Source organism: Streptococcus sp. CL6.22 (assembly GCF_049738055.1).
Taxonomy (GTDB): domain Bacteria; phylum Bacillota; class Bacilli; order Lactobacillales; family Streptococcaceae; genus Streptococcus; species Streptococcus mitis_DJ.
Window position 1 is genome coordinate 151,526 of sequence record NZ_JBKOTV010000002.1, and the last position, 20,303, is coordinate 171,828.

The window sequence follows — 20,303 nt, forward strand, 5'->3', positions numbered from 1 at the left end:
TTTCTTTCTATCTTTATTCTACCGCGCTTTTCTTTTCTTGTCCGCTATTTGTATCTATTTTTTAATCTAATTCAAAAGAAAGTTGTTCCTGCTTTTCGTTTCCTTTTTCATGGAATTGTCTTAAGGCTTGATCAATAATATCTAAATCCGTTTCTGTTTCAATCAATGGCGCGAGTACATCGTATTCGGCCTTTTTAGTTTGATAATCCTCTTCCTTTGGAAAATTTTTCTCAATTTCAACTTTAGCAGTAGTCCATTTATCCTTTAATTCATCCAATAAGTTCTGAGTTTTCACTTGGTCCTCTTTAATGTGATCAATCGTATGCTGAAGCCTTTGAATTGTCCCCAAAGGAGAATACAAATCTAAACTGACAGAATATTGGTTTTCTCTTACAATCTTAACAGAGAAGGTTTCAGGAAGAGGTTGATTTGTTGCAAGACTAAGCATTTTAATGTCAAATCCTCGATAACTTGCTAGGGTTCGGAATTCTTTGCTGTCACCTTGATTATGACGGATAAGACGGTGTAAGGATTCCCCTGCTTCAGCTCGTTGCTCAAAAACTTGCTTGCCTACCGTCATAGAAAATGCCTGGTCTTTCGACATTTCAGACTGTTGAATGTCTCCTTCATATTTGCTTAATCGTTTCTCAAGAATGGGCATATTTTCTTCACAGTAAGAGAGTGTATGACGATAGTGATCCTTGCTGCGTTGAAAGGCGCGTCTTTGATTTTCTAATAGAGTTAGATCATTCTCTAGTTCCATCTTATATTTGAGATAAGGATTACCTGTTGCTAGTGCCTTAAAATCAGAAGCTGTCATGGTCTGCTCATCAATATCTTCTGCAGCACGAATCGGCTCCTTAGAAGTCATAATCTGCTTAATATAACGAAGTTTGTTCTCCTGAGTTGCCCATAGATAATTATCAAATGAACCTTTGGTAATGTAGTGGTAAATATCCACTTCCTTGTTTTCATTTCCCTGTCGGATAATACGTCCATTGCGTTGCTGAATGTCACTTGGTCTCCACGGTACATCCAGATGGTGAACTGCTTTCATCTTGCTCTGAACATTTAAACCTGTTCCCCCTTTTTCAGTTGACGCAAGGAGAATCCGCACCTCTCCTGCATTGACCTTTCGAGACAAACTATTCTTTTTTTCATCACTATTGGCATCATGTACAAAGGCAATTTCCTTACTAGGGACTCCTCTATCAACTAATAAAGCCTTTATTTCAGAATAAACATCAAAGCCATTATCCTTTTTCTTAGGTGTTCCAATATCTGAAAAAATCATCTGAGTAGCCTTATTTTTCATTCCTTCACGATAAATTCTCTCAACATTATCCACTACCTGAAGCAGTTTATGATTGTCTGCTAGACTATAACTAGAGTCCAATAAACGCATATCAATCGCTAATTTTCGTGCCTCACCTGTTATCTTTAACATGTTATCTTGGCTCGGATCAACTGTTCCACATTTGACCATATCTGACCTCATAACTAATTCTTCTAGATAGAGTTTCTGGTTTTCAGTTAACTCACTCTCAATAGGGATAATATGAGCTTCTGGAACAGGTAAATCCAACATATCTTGTGTTTGAATGTCAGCTGTTTCTTTATAGATTTTCATCAACTCAGGTAGATTGACAAACTTTTTAAATCGTTTCTTAGGCTGATACTTATCCCCTGTAGGAGCTAATTCCATAGAGTTTTGAATTTCTCCAAAAGCACCTACCCAAGAGTCAAAATAATCAACCTGATAGCGTTTTAAGATATCTGGTTGAATATAGTTCATCATAGTATACAACTCACTAATAGAATTGGAAACGGGTGTTCCTGTCGCAAAGACAATATTTTTAAAATCATGTTCTTCTTGAATCTGTCGAACCTTCATTTCCATATCCACGTTCTTCTTAGAAGTTGTATTGGTAATCCCTGCTACATTTCCAAGTCCCGTAATCGGACGAATATTTTTAAAGTGATGTGCTTCATCCACAAAGAGAAAATCAATTCCTAAGTTCTCAAAATCAATAAAACTATCACGATTAAAGCGTTGCAGTTCTTCCAATTGTTTCTCTAGACCACTTATTGATTGCTCTGCTTCTTTAACGGTATACTTATTTTCAGAATGTGTTTTAATCTCTCGTAGTTCATTGAGTTTATCCTCGATATAATTCATCTGTCTTTCCTTACTGACAGGGATTTTTTCAAATTGAGAATCCCCAATGACAATGGCATCGTAATCTCCTGTAATAATACGAGAAACAAATTGTTTTCTTCTCGCCTTCACAAAATCTTTCTTAGTGGTCACAAAGACCTTTTTAGTAGGGAAAAATTTCATGATTTCTTGGCCAAATTGAGCAGACAAACTAGAGGGCACCACATACAAGGGCTTATGAACCATCCCCAACTCCTTTAATTTAAACCCAGCACCAAGCATGGTCAAGGTCTTTCCTGAACCTACCTCATGAGCTAATAAGGCTCTTTTTTCTTCTACGATTCTTTGAATGGCATTCTCTTGGTGAGGACGAAGACTGATGTTTTGTGCCAAGCCATCAATGACTAAATGGCTACCGTCATACTCTCGACTAACCGTCCGATTATAAAGACGATTATAGCTTTCCTCAATGACTTGTTGGACTTCGGGATACCGTGAGACAAATTCTTGAAAGAGCTCTTGTAAATGCTGCTCTTTTGCTCTTAGAACAGAGGTTTTTTCCAAATCTGTGATGGTCTTTTTCTTTTCTCCTTCCGTAATAGTCATAGTAATCGTCGGTTGGTTCGAATTAAGTAAATTCTCAAAAATCTTTCTTCCTGTATCATAACGTGACCCACTAACTCCAAGACTACTATCTTTGGCACTTGGATAGCGATAAGCAAATGATGTCCTTAAATGAACCTGCCCATCAACAGGATTCACTTCAATGACTTGTTCAACATCTGGCGAAGACAATTCAAATTCACGATTGGTAAAACATTCAAAGGCAAATTTACCATAAACGGATTGAGGAATCCAACGTGACCCTATTTTAAACTCAATATCTGCCAGATGAATCCTTGGAGGGCGAACAGATTCTAATAAATCTAAAGCATGGCTCCAATCATATTCTTGGTTGTTTTCCTCCACTAATAGTTGAACTACTTCTATCTTATTGAGAATGTCTCCTGATAAAAACTGGTTCTTAGAAAGATATTTTCTTTCCCCTCTTAAATAGCTTTCTGGATCTATTAAAATCTGGTCACCCAACTCATCTAAAATAGCAGCTTGGCTATGTTCAGGATAAATTGATACCATATAGTCTAAATCAACCCCTCTACCATCCGATAAACTAGAGTTTAAGGCATCTAGAGCCGTTGAAACTCTTGCAATCACTCTCTCTGGCCTAACCAATGCTTTCTCAAAGGCTAAAGATTTTTTATATTTTACTTTCTGACTTTTAGAATCAATGTATTCATCTTCTAAACTTGCTAGTAAAGAATACTTATCGTCACTATCAAATAAGTTCCGATTGACTGAGGCATTCAAGTATCCAAATTGACTTACAAAGCGATCATAGTCATGATTGAGTTTACTAAGTAACACCTGAAAATCAGCCCGACTATAATCTGGATGACGTTGAATTTCAATTAAGGATTGATAGGTCTCTCTCAAATCAACCATGCCCTTAATACGACTAATGTCCTTATCCGATAAGGGACTTTCATAAAAGACAGTTTTTTTGAACAGTCCCTTATATTTCCCTCTTTTACTCGCTTCTTCTGACTTGTAAACATCTAGTGCTTCCTCATCTGTCAAATGAAGTTGCACGAATCGGTCTATTTTATGTTCAGACAAAGAACTGTCCCAGGCTTTAAAATCTCCCTTCTCGTCTACATAATAACTAATTTCGTCTACTTTTGAACTTTTCCGAATACCATGCGTATCTCGGTAATAAATTTGATTTCCCTCATATCCAAAAGAATAGAGCGCTAAGTCCTCCCGTATACGACTTGGGATAGAATTATCCACTTCTTCTTGGATAAAAACAGGTGCTTTCAAAGAATTGTCAATTTGTTTAGGTGCTTCCACATTCTCTAAAGCTTCCATTATGTCAGTAGCTAATGTTTCTGATACCCCCTTAACATTGAGAGTTCCTCCATTAAAATTACGTACCTCATATTGACCCAAAACTTGTGTATTGTATTTCCCATCAAAATATGGATTAATCCAGACACGCTTATCCTCTTCAAAGGGAATAGAGCCACTAAAGACAAGCTCATCTTCATTAAGATTCTTTGCTTGATCCTTTTGAAAGAAGAGGAGGTCTGTGGTCACTCGAGTACCTGCAATCTTTTTAAAAGCCGTATCTGGCAACCGAACTCCCCCTAAAAAATGAGTGTTGGATTTAATTTCTTGTAAGACATTATCTGTCCGCTTATCCATTGTCCCGATAGATGAGATAATCGACACTTGTCCTCCATCTCTTACTAAATCAAGTGAGTGTTTGACAAAGTAATCATGAATCATATAAGGTTTATCATAGTTTTTATCTGCAATCCGAAAATTTCCAAACGGAACATTCGTTAAGACTAAATCAAAACTATTATTTTGATAGGGAACTTCTTCAAATCCTCTCACTTCAATATGGGTATTGGGGTGGAGTTGTTTTGCGATTGCGCCTGTCACGCTGTCTAATTCAACTCCATAGAGTTCTGATTTCTCTCGTATACTTCTAGGCATAGCCGCAAAGAAGTTCCCAGTCCCCATAGAAGGATCTAATATCCTTCCTCCCTCAAAACCATCATCCAGTAACTTTTGCCAAATCTGGCGAATAATCATTGGGTCTGTATAATAGGCTGTGAGAGAACTTTGTTTCATAGTGGAGTATTCTGATTTACCTACTAAGCTCTTAAGAGTTAAACGTTCTGTTTCATACTTTGGGTTGAGTTCATCGAAAAATTCATTGGCAAGACCACCCCAGCCGACATACTTGGCTAGTAGTTCTTGTTCTTCTGGATTCGCTTGTCGTCCCTCTTTTTCTAATCTTTTAACAAGTTCAATTGCGGCGATATTCGTTTCAATCTTTTCTCGATTTGTCTTAGGATAAAAGTCCTCTAAATCATCTGGAAAAACAAAATCTAGAACAGGGACATCCGTCTCTTCTATACCTGAAATTAAAGATTTTGTTTCCTTATCCTTTTCATTTACATTTTCTTCTTCCAGGTAGGAAAACAAATCTATTTCCTGACTTTCACTTGATGAATCAATCTCAATCTCTGAATCTTCTTTTTCAAGTTCTAAATGAGACAATACTTGTTCAATCTCTTCCAAACTGTTCAAGTATAAGATAGGATTCTCTTCAAATAACTGGTTGGAATCATTGAATAGCTCTAGGCGAACTAAGTCATTTAACTGCGCATTTTCAATCGAAACCAACTGAAATACTTGTCCTTTATAACTTACTTGTGAACCGATTGGATATTCCCTCAAAGCTTCTTCTACAATTTTATCTACTTTAGATAGGGAATGAACTTCCACATTTTCTTCTACCTGGTCAATATTATCTAAAGGTAAGACTGCTTCCTCTACTTGCTTAGACTTTTCTCTTATAGCCTTTACTTCATCAAAATAAGTAATAATTTTCAGCTTTTGTGTCAGTGGGAGTTGTGTGTAGTTTTCTTCATGATGGACAAGATCCGTAACGATATCTAAAGTAGCCATCAATTCTGAACCCAAATAGGCTAGAACATCTCCTTCTTTTTCTTCAAAATGAATCTCAAGAACTTCTTTTTTTAGTTCTTTGGAATCAACCATTAGAAGAAACTCCTCTATATCTCTACTAATGCGGTCAGATAGATTATTCGCAACCCGATAGACATTGACTAAATTGACATCCTGATTCTGATGAAATACAAGCTCACTTAATGGTGTTAGCTTCTCTTTCTCAGATTGGATGTAAAATCGAGTGAAAAGATTATAGGTTGCGACTTCTAGCACCAAGTTTTTCTCAAAATTACTTAATTGAGATAATTTACTTAGACCTGCTTGTCCAAAATTTCTTGTGTAACTTTCTAAATCTTGGTCATTATTTTCAGAACTGGCCTCTAGGAAAGAGATAATATCTTGATGAAACGAATAGACATGAGGTATCTCCTCTATCTTGCCCTCTTCAGTCAAAAAACTCTCTACCAAATTCTGCCATTTCTCATCAAAATGTTGCGCTTGATAACGAAGAAATAAGTCCATTTTCTCTCTATCTTTTGGAATTGTTCCACGAAACATAGCCAATAATTGTATTACTTCCATACTCGCTCCTTTCATCTATACGAAAATAGGAGAATCACATGATTCCCCTACAACTCTATCTCCATTTCAACCTCTTGAGGACTGATTTCTAAATCACTAGATAAAAGAGAAACGGCATCCGTTCTCATGTAGTAAGTATATAAGTCTTCTAGGTCTTGTTGGTTTTCAATCCCTGTTTCAATACTAATCAGAGCCTGTATAAATTCCTTGTAGTGACTCTCCATCATATCTGAAATCTTTTGTTTCATTTCCATAAATACTGAGGACGGTTCAGTGATACTTGTTTGGTCTATGTCTTGTAAATCCTTTTCTAAGGGATTGGTTCCTTCTTCTATTTCCACTAAATCTGAACGACCATCACCATCAGAATCTGCGCTAAGAGGATTGGTTCCTAGCGCAAATTCTTGAGCGTCAGTCAGTCCATCTTGATCCGAATCACGTTGATAAATGGCTTCCATATACTTCCTTCTTTCTTAGTTAATCTTTTTTCACTCCAATCCTACCAAATATTCCTTGAAAGAAGTATCACAACAAAAAAGAGAACGAGCCAAAACTGCGTTCTCCTGAAAATGATAAAACATTACTATTAAAATAGATTACATGTAAAACTCTAATCAGGCAGAGCCTGCTAACTCATGACAGAAAAAGATGTTTAGCCTATAGTGCTGGCATTAAAAAATCCTCACACATCACGCAAGGAAATCGCTAAATAAAACAGGCTTTGACCATGTCGGGATTAATTGCAGCACATTCCAAGGATCCAGCTTTTTCTTTTTTTTATAATCGAATTTCCCAAAGAGTAAGCAAGATGAAGGCCGTCATTGCTTATGCTCATAAGATTCTCAGAATCATTTACAAACTACTTTCTGCCAAGCATACTTATCAAAAAGAGAAGGGGCTAGGACTGAGGAAACAGTTCTAACGCCAAAACTAAAAAATTTCAATTACACGCTAGTACAGGAATTGATTTTTTACGCTTTCTTACTGTTTTTTATATTAAAAAAGATGACTTACTTAACCTGTAAGCCACCTAATCAGTCGGTTTATTCTGGTGTCTGCCACCGCTTGGCCCGTACGTCCAAGATTGCTATCGGATTTTGTTCTGGTGTCCGCCACCGCTTGGCCCTTATGTCCAAGATTACTATCAGATTGACCATGAGCCGACCACTCATTTATAGACATATTGTATCTTTAAATAGCTACAATTTCAAGTGTAAACTCTTCTATTTGGTCGTATAAGCAAAACTGATGGCACTATCTGCTTGAGAGATTTTTCTAAAGGTATAGTTAGGGTTGCCCCCATAGTTGGTTTCAGACACAAGGAAAGAACCATCATCATAGACCTTCTCTACAAAAGCCACATGACCATAGCTGGCTGGTGTACCATGTGTACCTCCTACAAAAGAAACAATAGCACCTGCTCTTGGTGTAGAGCCCGTTTCCCCACCAAGACTTGAAGCTGTCGCAACCCAGTCCTGACCATTTCCCATGGTATTAATGATTGAAATCTTCTCTCCGTTTCTACCTTTTAGCTTTAATCCTAACTGGTTCATACGAGCTGCAACACCCCATGTACATTGTCCATAGGCATAGGCCATACCATCTCCACCACCAGGAACAGAATGATCATACAAGTCCCCACGAACCCCTTCAAGGGATTGCGGGTCACTTTTTGCCTGTCCTCCATTTGTTTGGCTGAAGCCTTTTTCAATTTGGTAATACCATTCCGTTGCTCTGGTTTGTCTTTCCAGTAGTTTGTCACCAGAATTTCCTTCCCAATAGGTCAGAAAGAGTTGGGCGAGATTGGCTGCACTGCCCGTATTTCCAAAGAAATCCTTTAACCAACTTTGATAGTAAAGACTATCCCCATGAAGCATAAAATCAAGTTGGAGGTCTAAATCATACCACTTCTTATTTTTGATATGTGCATAATTCAATAAAGCTGTATGCCGTGTTGACCCATCTGCGGTATCTGTCCATTGCCCTAAACCTAGACCTCTATGAAGAATATTAGGATAAGCACCACTATAAATGGCTGGTCCTCCTATCGCTAACCAGCTTTCATCATCCCATGAGGAATCGGTAGCGCCAACTGGAGGAGATAAATAATCTCCCTCAGCTCGTTTAGGATTGATAGAAGACTCTACCGACCAATTTCCTAAAATAGCCGCAATGGCTTGGGGACTTGCCCCTTGAGATTTCAAAAACTCATAAATATGTTTTGCTCGTTCAAACTCATCCCCACCAAACTGACCAATTGCTGGTAAAATAGTAGTCTGAAGTTGAATGACTTTTGGAAAATAAAATTGCGGATTGACATACACCAATTTTTCTTTCTTGTTCTTATACTTTTGATAGGAAACTTTCAAACCTGTATCATCTGGTGTTTCACCTATAACATCACCCGTTAGAACTCTTGTTCCCTCAATCGCACGGCCATTATGAATGGAATATAAGGTTAAGCGACTCTCATTCTCTCCTTTTCCGTTAGTGAGAATAACATTATCTCCGTCTAGAGATACAACACCATCCATTGGTGCGACAATCCTTTGGTGAGCCTTCGCTTCTAGTAGAATGTACTCCTGAAGGGTAGGTTTGCCGTCTAAATCATAGTAGCCATAACGATAAGTCATGGTTAGACTATCCTCGTTGCTTTTCCCCTCAAATGGATTGTCCAATTCCTGCATGGAAGCATACACACCTTCTTCTTTTAGTTCCTTCATTTCCTCTTGATCGTCTTTTGATAGTTTATACTTAGGAGTTTCATAAAGGTCTTGCATGGATTTTAAATCTTCTCCATCGTTTAAATCATGCCACAAAGTAGACAGATAATCCTTGTAAGTTTCTGAACTAAATAAGTGAACTGGTTTGTTTAACTCGTAATCATGGAATTTAAAGTTCATATAGCCCATCACATCATCAATTTTTGTGTAATAGGTAATGCCTTTGTCATTTGTACGAGTATGTTCTGCGTCTTCCCAAGTTAGGTGGGTATAAGCTTTTGTTAATTCAAATTCATCTTGTTGAATCAAACTAGCAGATGAAAATCCTAAAAAGAAGCTCATCATAAGTAAGAGAAGAAAAACTAATCCTCCTACTATCCAGGTTATAGGATTTCCAGCCGCAAATGTAAAGAAGGAAAAGGCTGCTTTTAGTTTTTGATAGATATTTCGGACACTTGTAAGACCTTGTTTCTTTAATTTTCGAAACCGATTTTTAAAGGAGCTTGGATTATCTTTCGCTAGTTTCCATCCTTTTCCATCCTTAAAATGATGGTATCGCTCTTTTGTGTTGGTCAGTCTTTTCTTGGTAAAACGACCTGTTGCTTGTCCTGTTTTGACACTAGCTTTCCCAATGTTATAAGAAAGCCGACTGTAGCGTTTCCCTTTTCTAATGGTCTCTTGTAGAGTGCGATAAGCTTCTAAATCTTCATTTTCTGAAGCTAACTCTCCACCTTCACGTCCAAGGACATAAAGAAAAGTTTTGGCTTTCCTACTGACTTTTTTGGACTTATAGGCTTGTTTAGTAGATTTTAGATTCTCTTTTGCGGCCTTGACTTCTTTCTTAGCTTTTAATTCTTCTAAACTCTTCCCTTTAAAGAAAAAATTAGATTTATGTTTCGATTCCTGACCGTATAGAAATTTTTGATTGGTTTTTCTTTCTTTACGACTCTCTTTTCTTTCTTCTTTTGCTTCTACCTTGGCTTCTCTAAATTGCTTCTTGGCTATTTTCAATCGTTTCCTAGCATGAGGCAACCGTCTGTCTCTTAATTCTTTGCGATTCAATAGAGATGGAGGACTATTTTGAAGAATATGATTGTAGTCTTCATTTGCTTGTTTTACTCTAGCCTTTGAAGCTTCTCTCATCTCCTCTAGCTTTTCTTTTATCTCTTTTTTCCATGCTTTATCATCCAGTACAGCGGAATCTTTTTTCTGTTTCTTCACCTCCTTCTTTCCTTGTTTCAAGAATTTTTTCTCATCTTTTAGACTTCTTCTAAATGCCTTTCGGGCACGTATGATTTCTCTTTTATCCTTCATTTACCTTCCCCTTAATTAGAAGCCATTTTATCAGGATCTGTACTCATGATATCAAACAATTGTGTACCTTGAGGAATCTTATTTTTAAAGGGAACGACAACTGAACCAGCTTTTATTAGTCCTGCCCCTTTTTCTGGATTGACTAGGTATTTTTCGAGTTCTTTTGACAAGCCTAAGAGTTGAACCAGTTCTTCTCGGTCATTTTTTGCTTGCTTGAGGAGAATCATAAATTCACTATTTGCAATAATCCGTCTACCATTTGGATCTAACAATAAGGTTTCGACGTTTTGAGTTATTCCAGTCGGACTAGCTCCATATTTTCTGACACGACTCCACAATTTAAAGAAGAAATCACTGGCATATTTATCTAGTAAGAGAAGCTGCATTTCATCAAAATAAATCCAGGTCTTCTTCCCTAATTTTTGGTTCCGAACAACACGATTCCATATCTGATCAAAAACAACCATAAGAGCGATTTGTTTCAGCTCATCTCCTAACTTTTTAACATTATAGATTAAGAAATTAGATCCTGTCTGAATATTGGTCTTATGAGAAAAAATATCAAGAGAACCTTCGACATACAGTTCCATATCAAGTGCCAAATTCTGCGCTTCTTCTTCTGGTTGTTGACTCAAGACAAAGACCCATTCTTCCAAAGAAGGCTCTTTAAATGACTGATAGGTGAGTCTCGTAACTCGGTCGATAATCGATTTTTCTCTTCCATCCATTTTCCTATCCAATAACTTGCCGATAAAGGATAAAAGAAATTCTGATTTTACCTTAACAGGGTCCTCATCCATATTTTCATCAGACAAGTCAAGTACATTGAGATAGGTTTGGGAATCGGGCGCAATATCAATCATTTCCCCACCAAAAGCCCGTCCAATAACACTGTACTCTGCTTCTGGATCCACGATGATAATTTCAGTATTTTCACCAGATTCCTTGATTTTGGTCGTGATAATCTCATGCTTGGTTGCCATCCCTTTCCCAGCTCCAGATGTCCCTAAAATCAGACCAGACGGTGTATTTAATAGGCTGCGATCAATGGTAATAATATTGCTTGAGATTTGATTGATACCGTAATATTTCCCACTGCGGTCTTGTAAGTCTACTGAAGTCCAAGGTGAGTTCACTGCTACATTAGATGTTAATAAACTCCGTGATACTCCCTCTAAAAAATCACAACCAAATGGCAGCAAACTATTAAAGGCTGCTTCTTGCATATATGGAAGTTTATCAATCATTAGGTCATTTGAGCCGGCCACTTGTTGAATAGTGTCTAGGGCTTGTTTGAGTTCTTCTTCATCCTGACCAAAGACACCAATCAAGAAGACTGTTTGAAATAGTTTATCTCCTGTCTCGGTCATGGTTTTTAAGAGTTCCTCAGCTTCATCGATATTGCTTTCTAATACATGACCTACTTTTTCCAAATAGATACCTGTACGAGCTAGTTTTTGTTGTTCCCCAATCTTTTGGGATTCCATCAAGGTCTTCTTTGTTCGTAGTTTCTTCATGGCATCTGCCTTGGTCGAACTTTGAGCATGGAGGCTCACAATCAATTCCAAATCTCCTTGCATGAGGTCTCGAATAAACTGATCACCTAATTCCATGCCGTAGTCTCTCACATAGACAATCTGTAATAAGCGGTCATTGATTTGTATGTAATTCTTGTTTTTAAAATCCAAGAGATTAGGTGCTATGAAGTGACGAGTTGTCTGACCAGATCTCGTTAAATCACGGTAAGAAAAAGGAAGATGGTGTTCTCCTCTAAGCATATCTGCCAACAAGTTGACACGTTCTTCTCCAGCCAAGGATTCAAATCGAGCATCAATTTCTGAGAAACCACTCTTGAAATATTCTCCAATTTGAGACAAGGAACGATAAGCTTGTTTGGGATTAGTATCCTTTCTACCAAAGCTAATCAGTTTCACAGCTGAAAAATTATTTTCACCACTGTCTAAATTCTGATTCATCATCCGATTCAATTCTTTACGATAGGTATCATATCCATCTTCTTTTTCCTCATACAAAACACTTTGTCTAAACTTTTCTAAATTCAATCTTTTATTAAAAATGGTCAATTGGAAGTTAGTTTGGTCATCTAGGGAGTTAATCAAATCAGAATACTTCTCAATGATTGCCCCCTTGTCTTCTAAACCAACAGTCTGGTAATTGACATCACCAAGTAAATAGCTTTGTGAGAAATAATGTTCTTTTACCTGCATCAGACCATTTTGATACAGGGCTTGATAGGAAAGAGTATTAGCCGTTGATGGTAACACTTCCTCTTTTTTTCCTTTAACTACTTCTTTCTGATTAGTCATTGAAGTTTTTTGTTTCTTTAATGTATTTGATTTTCTTTTCATGTTCAGGTCCTTTCTTTCCTGTAATTGTGCGTAGGGGAACCGTTAATTCAAAATGAAGACGGTATTTCAAATAATGTTCAAAATATAAATCATTGGGTTTATAGACTCCAAAAAGCATGAGGGGGATGGTAAAAGCAAACACAAAACCGTAAACAAACCAATCTCCAAATTGCCAGAAAAAGAGATTCAAGCCCAAAACAATAATTGTGACAATAAAGGCTGGTAAAACAAAGATGATTTGTCTTGTGGTGAAACCTAACCAAGCCCTGTGTTGGTATTTTGAAATGTCTTTAAAGACACGTGTATTCATGACTTTCCTTTCTAAAAAGGCTAAGAAGCAATTACTTCCTAGCCTTTATCTAATTACATACCTAAGATTGAACGAGCCGTACGTTGAGAACCAACGAGGGCAATAATCAGTAAGATAGCTTGTACCAAACTACCAAACATAATCGCAAGTGATTGCAAGACTCCTGCACCATTTGAAACAGCTATTTTCCCAGCAGATTCAAACAAAGGAACAAGAGAAACAATCAGAAAAATGAGAACCCCTTGTACCGCATAGACCATAATATTTTTTAAATAGCCAATACCAATAGACTTCCATTCATCACTTAAAAATGTTGGAATCGTAAGAGGTGCAAATGGGATCATAAGGTAGAGTTGAATAAATCGAATAGATACCAAAAGATTGACCATGGCAGCACTTACTATCCGAACAAGCCAAATGAGGAGGGCGAAAAAGCCCACAATCATCCGGCCAATAAATCCTGACCCTTTTAATCCAGAGATGGTATCATACTTTGCCCCACCGTGAGCCACAATCGAAGCCACTTGTTCAATAGCGTGACTCGCAATCCCGATGATAGCTTCTACAATCACAGTTGTATTGGTAATCACAACTGCGACCATAATATAACTAATCAACATCGGCGCTAATGCTTCAAAGGTCATTGCTCCACCAGAGTTAGCAATTTTCTTTGCCATCTTCGAAAATTCTAAGATGAGAACAACTGATAAAATCGCAACTCCAAGAGGCTGCATGACACTTTTAGTAATACTAGACATGTAAGTCCAAACTGTTGGATTGTAGCTAGATAGGGATTTAATCAGATCTACCGTAGATTGTAAATCCACATTAAATCCTTCAAATAAATTTTCAGCTGATATTTTTTCAGATGCAAGGTAAACAAAGGGTGAGACTAAACTAAGATTCATGTCATTGTTTATCCTCCTAAATTGAAATCTGGGTTACAAAGGCTCCAGCAGCCCCGACCATAACACCACCGACAATTTCAAGAATGGCATTCCGAACACCTGGTCCACCATCTTTAATGTTGGTTGCAAGGTTGACAATCCCCACAACAACGAGAAAGGCACCAACCGCAATCAATCCCTTCTGTAACAAAGACATAGCTTGTGCAAACATAGCACTTGCGTCTACTCCATAAACAAAACCTTTAAAATGCGTAATCATCTATTTCCTCTTTTCTATTTTTATTTTAAACTAGATTCAAAAGTTAAATCACGAATTCTAAGGCCTTCAAGATGATTTTCTTGTCTTTGATTCAAAGGATTGATTTGATAGTTCCACCACCGTTCATCGGTTTCTTGATTGGCTAGGTACTTCCAGTTTGGATGCTTGGTTGAATTGTATTTTTTGCTTTTAAAGACAGGCATATTGGCAATTCGAACCAAGCATTCATGCCGTTTCATATTTCCGACCTCATCAGGTGTCATTAAATCACGAGCAATCTTTTGATGAGAAAGGGATCCTGAACCTGTCTGGCCAAAGGAACGACTCGTATTTCGAACATCAATGGTTTGTTTACCGAGTAATCCACTCATAAATTTAAAGGTATCTTCATCATTACCACCTAAGTAGACCAAGCTATCACAGTTCCCCAAAATGGTTTTCCAAGCTTCTTTTTCTTTATAGAGCCCTTGAAGTTGGGCAATATTTTGAAGAATGGGAACGAGACTCATATTCCTAGAACGAACTGTTGAGGTTTGTTCAGCAAAATCTGGGATTTCTCCGATATTTGCGAATTCATCTAAGTAGACTCTCACATGAAGAGGTAATTGACCCTTAAAATCAATATCTGCTTGTCTTGTTAGGGTTTGAAATACGGTTGAAAAAAAGAGGGCTGAAAGAAAGCGAAAGGTACTATCATTATCTGGGATAACTAAGTAAACCATTGATTTTTCCTGGCCCCATGTCTTCATATCAAGGGTATCTCTTTTGGTCAAATCCATGACACTTTGAATATTGAAGAGGGCAAATTTAGCAGTGGTTACAGCTATAACAGAATCCAGAGTCTTATCCTTATAATTTTGGAAATCTGCCCAATTTCGCATGGTAAAATTTTCAGTTCCATACTTTTTAGCATAATTTTCAAATAGAATTTCTAAGACACTTTTTTCTTGGTTTTCTCCCTTGGATAAGTGTTTAATGAGTTTTGAGATTTCAGCAAAACTTGGATAACGCCCTCGTTTTTTTCGCTCTTCCACTTCTTTTTTTTGACGTTTCAACAAGTTTTGGTATTCTGTTTGACTCAAACGACTCTCTTCAATGAGCTGTTCTCTTGTTTTAGGTGGATTATAGAAATCGACCAAGTAAGAGGCTAAAGCTCGTACCAAAGTCATAGAAGCTTCATCCCAAAATGGATCACTACGAGATCCAGAGCCTTTGGTGTTATTAAAATAAACCGTCAGCATGCGATTCAAATCATTTTCTGTCTCTATATAGCGAAAAGGATTGAAGCCATCTGAGTTCTTCATATTGACTAAATCTAAAACCTTTACTTGGTAACCATTTTCTAAAAAGAGTTTACCTGTTTTCTCGGCCAAGTGATCTTTAGGATCCACTACAATATTAGAACTATTCATCTGAATCAGATTGGGTTTCACAAAGCGAAATGTCTTCCCACTTCCTGAACCTCCTATCACCGCAATATTTTTATTTCTATCATATTGGGGTGGCTTTTTATCTAATAATGTCAAACGAACATCTTGTGCTAAGATCGTATCATGAGAAAATTCCTTACCGTAAAAGAGCTTCTTTTCTTTTAGAGTTCCAAAACGGGCGCTCCCGTATTCTACCCCTTCTCGGTATTGTTTTTTTCCAGTCTCTAAATAGAGATAAACCAGCAGCATCATAACAAAGCCTAGTAGAAAAAAAGCACTTGATTTTCCAGTAAAGGAAACATTCCATGGCGACTGAAGAACTTTATCTTGACCTTCCATTAGAAGATGAGTCCATTTATCTAAGCTATTTCCAGTATAGGAATCATATAAAAGCGTCAAACGATGAAAAAGATAGCCTAGTAAGATACCTAACAGTGAGAATAGTAGGAATTTCTTTCCACTGTACATCATCTCACCATCTCTTTCTGTTTGACGGCTCCTTCTTGTCTAAAGGTAATTTGGGATTTAGCCTCATCAATTGCATCGTCTAATGACTTATCCATGGTAAAATCAGCTAATTTCTCCGGATCATTAACCATTTTTTCTAACAGATGGTCTAAATGATTGTCTAGAATCGAACGGTCTTTCGTGTAGAAATGCAGAGAATCCTCTTGCCAAGCGATGGCTAAAGGAATCTCTTCTTTTTCTAAAAAAGCTTTAAATTTCTCTATATCAATTGGTTTGTCTAAAAAATCTTTATTCAGATTAATCGTATCAATCGAATAAGGAGATTGTAGCAATTCTTCTAATTTCTGTACCCCTATCTTATAGGCAGAATCCTGTGCTAAAGCCTGACGTCTAGACCATTCTAGAATCTTTAAAAGACTTTTTACAGTAAATAAAAGACTACGCTCAGCATATTGAACTGCCATTCGTTCCTGTTGTTCAGAGGACATCTGACGCCTCCTTCTTCACAAATAGCAGTTTTCCTTCTTTATAGCGATAAGCTATCAATTTCTGATGTTGCTTGATTGACTTGACAACCTGCAGTAGATCTCTCGAATAAGGTTCTCGAAGAGTGACTTCTACTGCTTTCCCATCAAAGATACCAACACGTTTAAATTCAATGTAGTCTTTTTTGAGATGTCCTAAGCCCATACCAAAGGGAAAGTGATGAATCAATTGGATGGTACAACCACCTTTATTTCCCATTTGTTTCAAATCATACAAGTTTACTACCTTCATGATTAACTCCTTTATCTAATTTGTCGCATCGTTTGAGTCTGGTAACGATAAACTCCGTGTCTGTTAGAAAATTCTCACACACGTCTTGTGCCAGTTGCCCTTCACAGGGAAATACTCTCAGTCCCTACTTACACAGGCACGCTAATCAAGACGGAGTGGATTCAATTTTCAAAGAACAGGTAGCTTTATTATAGATAAGAGTAGTTGAAATTTTTATCACATTTTTGAGGTTGTTGAAATAAAAAAAGAAACTCACTGCTTTACGAATGAGTTACTTTTGTACTAAAATATTTGTTCCATAATTTCCCTAATAACCTGAACAGAGTTATCAAATGAGATATCTTTAGCATACTTAAATTGGCGTTGATAACGAATCCATAGCTCTTTCTGATAATCAGAAATTTCAATTCCTCTCACTTGTTCTTCCCAATTATCAATAGTATCTTTACTTTTACGTTTTTCTGCCGTATTCTCAAGTGCATTTTTTAATAGTTCAAGATTAATCTCTTCTTTTCTAAGTTTATACAAGGTGAAAAGATCATATCGATCACGTGGACGCGTCGAAGCTAGTCCCCTACTGATGATCGTTTCTAACTTTTCAGCAAGTACAGTCTCTAGATTATATGTCCATATCTGGATGCTTTCATTAGTAAAGATAGAAGTCATTGAATAAGTTATTTCTCTTGGTGTGATCTTATCACCAGTTGTAATATCAATAAAAACAACCTCCTTTAATGTATCAAAAGTCGCATTTAATTTTAATGAAAATCCTCCATATTCATCATCTTGGCGAATAGGTTCTAGCTTATCTACTGAAAATGAAAATCCATCAGTTTTAGAACAAAGAATCTCTTCAAAGATATGAACCAAATTTTCTCTGCTCATTTCGGTTCCCTTCAGAGTGACATCTAAATCCATTGTGGTTCGCTTATCTAGTCCAAGAATTTGACCTATTAGATACCCTCCTTTTACAATGAAGGAATCTCTATAAGAACTAGTAGAAATCAGCTTTAACACTTGCTCAATTAAATAATGTTGTTGTACTTGTTGAGCTGGAATTCCCTTATCTTTTGAAATGTTTTTGATTTTTGCTTTAAAGCTATTGGCATTTGAAAACATTAAGATAGTACCTCCGTATAAGATTGTAACTTATCAGTTACCTTAAATAGCTGGGCATAATAAAATAATTTGTGTAAATAAATTTGATTCTGTTGAAAATATTTTTTAAAGGCTGGTGCAATAATTTGAAGATCCACCTGATGAACTGGTCTTAGACATTCAACCAAAACTCGTTCAACTTCATAAACTTTAATAAATTGACCAGGAAGACGCTCTATTTCAATAATTCCTTCACTATAGTGAGAGCGTAAAATAATAGGACATATATCTGCTTCCTTAATGTTTTTGGTATTCGTACCATAAGGAAAACTCATCGTCATGTTAAAAGGGATAGTCAAAGATAAACCATGTAACCAAAGTGCTGTCTCCAAAGAAAAGATTCCCTTTGGAAATCGATACTGAAGGACAAACCACTCATCTAAATAGATATCAGGTAAGCGATATAAGCCTTTTTCTTCAGCATCGATTTTTCCTTCTTTAACCATTTTTAATAAGGTTTTGTAGTGTAAATTTTCATCTATTACTTGTTTAAAAGTTAAAAAACCATACTGATTGAAAGAGTTCATCAGTTTCTCTCTTTTATCAACCATATCATTCTCCTTTATTGAAAACAAAATGCTAACATCTTCTATATATGTTAGCATTTTATTTCTTTAAAATCAATTCATTTAGTTTATTTATTTCAAAATCAATCCATACGTAAGACAGACCAGCTATTATTAAAGAAAAAATAAGATATAGACTGATAGGTTCCACACCAAACGTAGCCCCATACTTCAGGAAACTAAGAAAACGACTCCCAAAGAAGTCGCATTCATCGAAAATTGGATTAATAACTATCCTAAAAAATGCTTGCACTACAAGTCTTCTAGAGAATTTCTTCTTGGTTGCTAACTTGAATTTGAAATTTGGCGTTTCCTTCTTGATGTCCGCATCAAAAAGAGGGAACCTAGTTGGTTCCCTCACTCTGTTAGTTTTTACTTATTTTCCCTATAGGAAAGCTAGTATCTATTAAAAAATTCTTTTTTCTGTGAACTTCCCCATCTTTCAATAAATAGAATCCCCACTAACAAAAGGATAATCAGGCAAGGAAGTAAGACTAGCCCCATACCCCAATTCAGATTGACATTATCAATTTGCTTAGGTAATCTTCCAGACAAAATCTCCACTGAACGCAAGTAAGTAAAGGGAATCAGATGTGCAATCCTTTGAAGAGGCTGAATTGTTTGGATGCCAAACAATAGGCCAACAATCCCAATGAGTGAAAGAAAAAGGACAGGCATTTTTTGCTTGAAAAAGTAAGCAATCAAGTACACTACTTCCACAATGACGATAAAGGCTAAGAAAGCTAATAACAAGCCAGGAAATAACACATCTTGTATCTTTCCAATAGTTACCTCTTGATTCACTAAGCTATAAATCGGGTAGGGATAATCTAACTGTCCAAAACCACTTATCAGACTTCCAACTAGAAAAGAAAATCCACAGATTCCGATAAACAGCACAGTTACATATCCCACTCCAACTCCAAGAGAGGACATGGCAAATGTCACTTTTGAAAAAGGATATAACTGAGCTGTGTCCAGATGATTTTGATATCTTTCTGCAAAAAGTTGTGTTAGCATAAAAATAATAGCAACCATAAACAAGGTTGGGATGATAGCCTCTAAAATCCAGACAATCTGATCAATTCCGTGGGTCGGAAACTCCAAAGTATGTGCTTTTATGTTCAAGGGATACAGGGCTTGGTAAATCTTCCGTTCGCGGTCAACCCCCATTTTTAATTCAGAGTTAGAGGTCGGGTCATTTGATACAAATTCATAATTCTTCTCTTCATCTTGCCACTGCAAATAGTAGGCTTCTTTCCAGCGCCCTTCTTTTAACAAAGCCAGAATTTCTTTCTTTTGCGTCAAAAGATTTTTTTGCAATTCTAAATCATTTTTAGCAATCTGGTATTCCTCCGAGCTGGTGTCAGAAATTTGGGAGAGCTTCTCTTCATTTTCATTGATAGCTCTCTCGTTGGCTGTAATAGGACTTTCCAACCTGCTCTCCAAGCTGTGTGAGTTTGCAGTCTGACTATTTAAATAAAAGGTGACACCGAGTACAGATACAAATAAAGCTAAGATAATCCAGTTTAGGCGACTTTTGAAAACTTTTTTCAATAAAAATAGACTAACATCTTTCATAAATTAAACCTCTTCTATCTGTCCCTGATGAATGGTTACTATTCTATCGCAGACATCAACCAACTCTTCCTTATAGTGGGAACTCAAAAGAACCAGCTGTTCTTGTCTATTGATTTGTGCCAGTCTATCAAAAAATTTCTGTCGATAATACTCG

The 20,303-nt window shown here is 36.8% G+C and carries 14 protein-coding genes and 2 pseudogenes; 2 read left to right on the forward strand and 14 right to left on the reverse strand.

From position 1 onward, the window contains the following. Positions 1–61: 61 nt before the first annotated feature. Positions 62–6,286: a DEAD/DEAH box helicase family protein gene (locus ACLNCW_RS01800; RefSeq protein ID WP_424845268.1), complete on the reverse strand. Its 6,225-nt coding sequence runs from the start codon at positions 6,284–6,286 to the stop codon at positions 62–64. A 47-nt stretch (positions 6,287–6,333) separates the two neighbouring features. Then, complete coding sequence (locus ACLNCW_RS01805) at positions 6,334–6,744, reverse strand: thrombospondin type 3 repeat-containing protein (protein ID WP_020998530.1); 411 nt, start codon at positions 6,742–6,744, stop codon at positions 6,334–6,336. A gap of 547 nt (positions 6,745–7,291) precedes the next feature. On the opposite strand from ACLNCW_RS01805, the gene ACLNCW_RS01810 reads away from it, so the two are divergent. Then, the gene (locus tag ACLNCW_RS01810; protein ID WP_424845269.1) at positions 7,292–7,525 is read left to right on the forward strand and encodes a hypothetical protein; all 234 of its coding nucleotides are present in this window, start codon (positions 7,292–7,294) and stop codon (positions 7,523–7,525) included. Here the strand turns inward: ACLNCW_RS01810 and ACLNCW_RS01815 are convergent. The 10 genes from ACLNCW_RS01815 to ACLNCW_RS01860 all read right to left on the reverse strand — a co-directional run bounded on the left by ACLNCW_RS01815 (position 7,510) and on the right by ACLNCW_RS01860 (position 18,553). Then, a complete protein-coding gene (locus tag ACLNCW_RS01815; protein WP_023916193.1) occupies positions 7,510–10,323 on the reverse strand; it encodes a phage tail tip lysozyme in 2,814 nt (937 codons plus the stop codon). The two genes, ACLNCW_RS01810 and ACLNCW_RS01815, sit on opposite strands and share 16 nt — an antisense overlap. Positions 10,324–10,334: 11 nt before the next feature. Then, the gene (locus tag ACLNCW_RS01820) at positions 10,335–12,692 is read right to left on the reverse strand and encodes a VirB4-like conjugal transfer ATPase, CD1110 family (RefSeq protein ID WP_424845270.1); all 2,358 of its coding nucleotides are present in this window, start codon (positions 12,690–12,692) and stop codon (positions 10,335–10,337) included. Then, entirely contained in the window at positions 12,643–13,002 is a 360-nt protein-coding gene (locus ACLNCW_RS01825; RefSeq protein WP_001097589.1) for a PrgI family protein, read from the reverse strand. Before ACLNCW_RS01825 ends, ACLNCW_RS01820 begins: the two co-directional genes overlap by 50 nt. 53 nt (positions 13,003–13,055) lie before the next feature. Beyond that, positions 13,056–13,910, reverse strand: coding sequence for a conjugal transfer protein TrbL (locus tag ACLNCW_RS01830; RefSeq protein ID WP_001054257.1), 855 nt, complete (start codon positions 13,908–13,910; stop codon positions 13,056–13,058). A gap of 16 nt (positions 13,911–13,926) precedes the next feature. After that, positions 13,927–14,169, reverse strand: a complete 243-nt coding sequence (locus tag ACLNCW_RS01835; RefSeq protein ID WP_000627865.1) for a hypothetical protein — start codon at positions 14,167–14,169, stop codon at positions 13,927–13,929. A 20-nt stretch (positions 14,170–14,189) separates the two neighbouring features. Next, a complete protein-coding gene (locus ACLNCW_RS01840) occupies positions 14,190–16,067 on the reverse strand; it encodes a VirD4-like conjugal transfer protein, CD1115 family (RefSeq protein ID WP_424845273.1) in 1,878 nt (625 codons plus the stop codon). After that, positions 16,067–16,555 carry a hypothetical protein gene (locus tag ACLNCW_RS01845; protein ID WP_424843850.1) on the reverse strand — a complete coding sequence of 163 codons (489 nt, stop codon included), beginning with the start codon at positions 16,553–16,555 and terminating at the stop codon, positions 16,067–16,069. Before ACLNCW_RS01845 ends, ACLNCW_RS01840 begins: the two co-directional genes overlap by 1 nt. Continuing rightward, positions 16,545–16,844: a hypothetical protein gene (locus ACLNCW_RS01850; protein ID WP_003042486.1), complete on the reverse strand. Its 300-nt coding sequence runs from the start codon at positions 16,842–16,844 to the stop codon at positions 16,545–16,547. The genes ACLNCW_RS01845 and ACLNCW_RS01850 overlap by 11 nt, the downstream gene beginning before the upstream one ends. 282 nt (positions 16,845–17,126) lie before the next feature. Further along, entirely contained in the window at positions 17,127–17,963 is an 837-nt protein-coding gene (locus tag ACLNCW_RS01855; RefSeq protein ID WP_033607214.1) for a nucleotidyl transferase AbiEii/AbiGii toxin family protein, read from the reverse strand. Further along, positions 17,963–18,553, reverse strand: a complete 591-nt coding sequence (locus ACLNCW_RS01860; RefSeq protein WP_424845271.1) for a type IV toxin-antitoxin system AbiEi family antitoxin domain-containing protein — start codon at positions 18,551–18,553, stop codon at positions 17,963–17,965. The genes ACLNCW_RS01855 and ACLNCW_RS01860 overlap by 1 nt, the downstream gene beginning before the upstream one ends. Positions 18,554–18,746: 193 nt before the next feature. On the opposite strand from ACLNCW_RS01860, the pseudogene ACLNCW_RS01865 reads away from it, so the two are divergent. After that, a pseudogene (locus tag ACLNCW_RS01865) lies at positions 18,747–18,857 on the forward strand (IS30 family transposase); the annotation flags it as partial. Positions 18,858–18,964: 107 nt separating this feature from the next. On the opposite strand, the gene ACLNCW_RS01870 reads toward ACLNCW_RS01865, so the two are convergent. Then, positions 18,965–20,149 (reverse strand): membrane protein, encoded by a 1,185-nt coding sequence (locus ACLNCW_RS01870; protein ID WP_033607212.1) that lies wholly within the window; start codon positions 20,147–20,149, stop codon positions 18,965–18,967. Between the two features lie 3 nt (positions 20,150–20,152). Then, positions 20,153–20,303: pseudogene (locus ACLNCW_RS01875) on the reverse strand (ABC transporter ATP-binding protein); the annotation flags it as partial.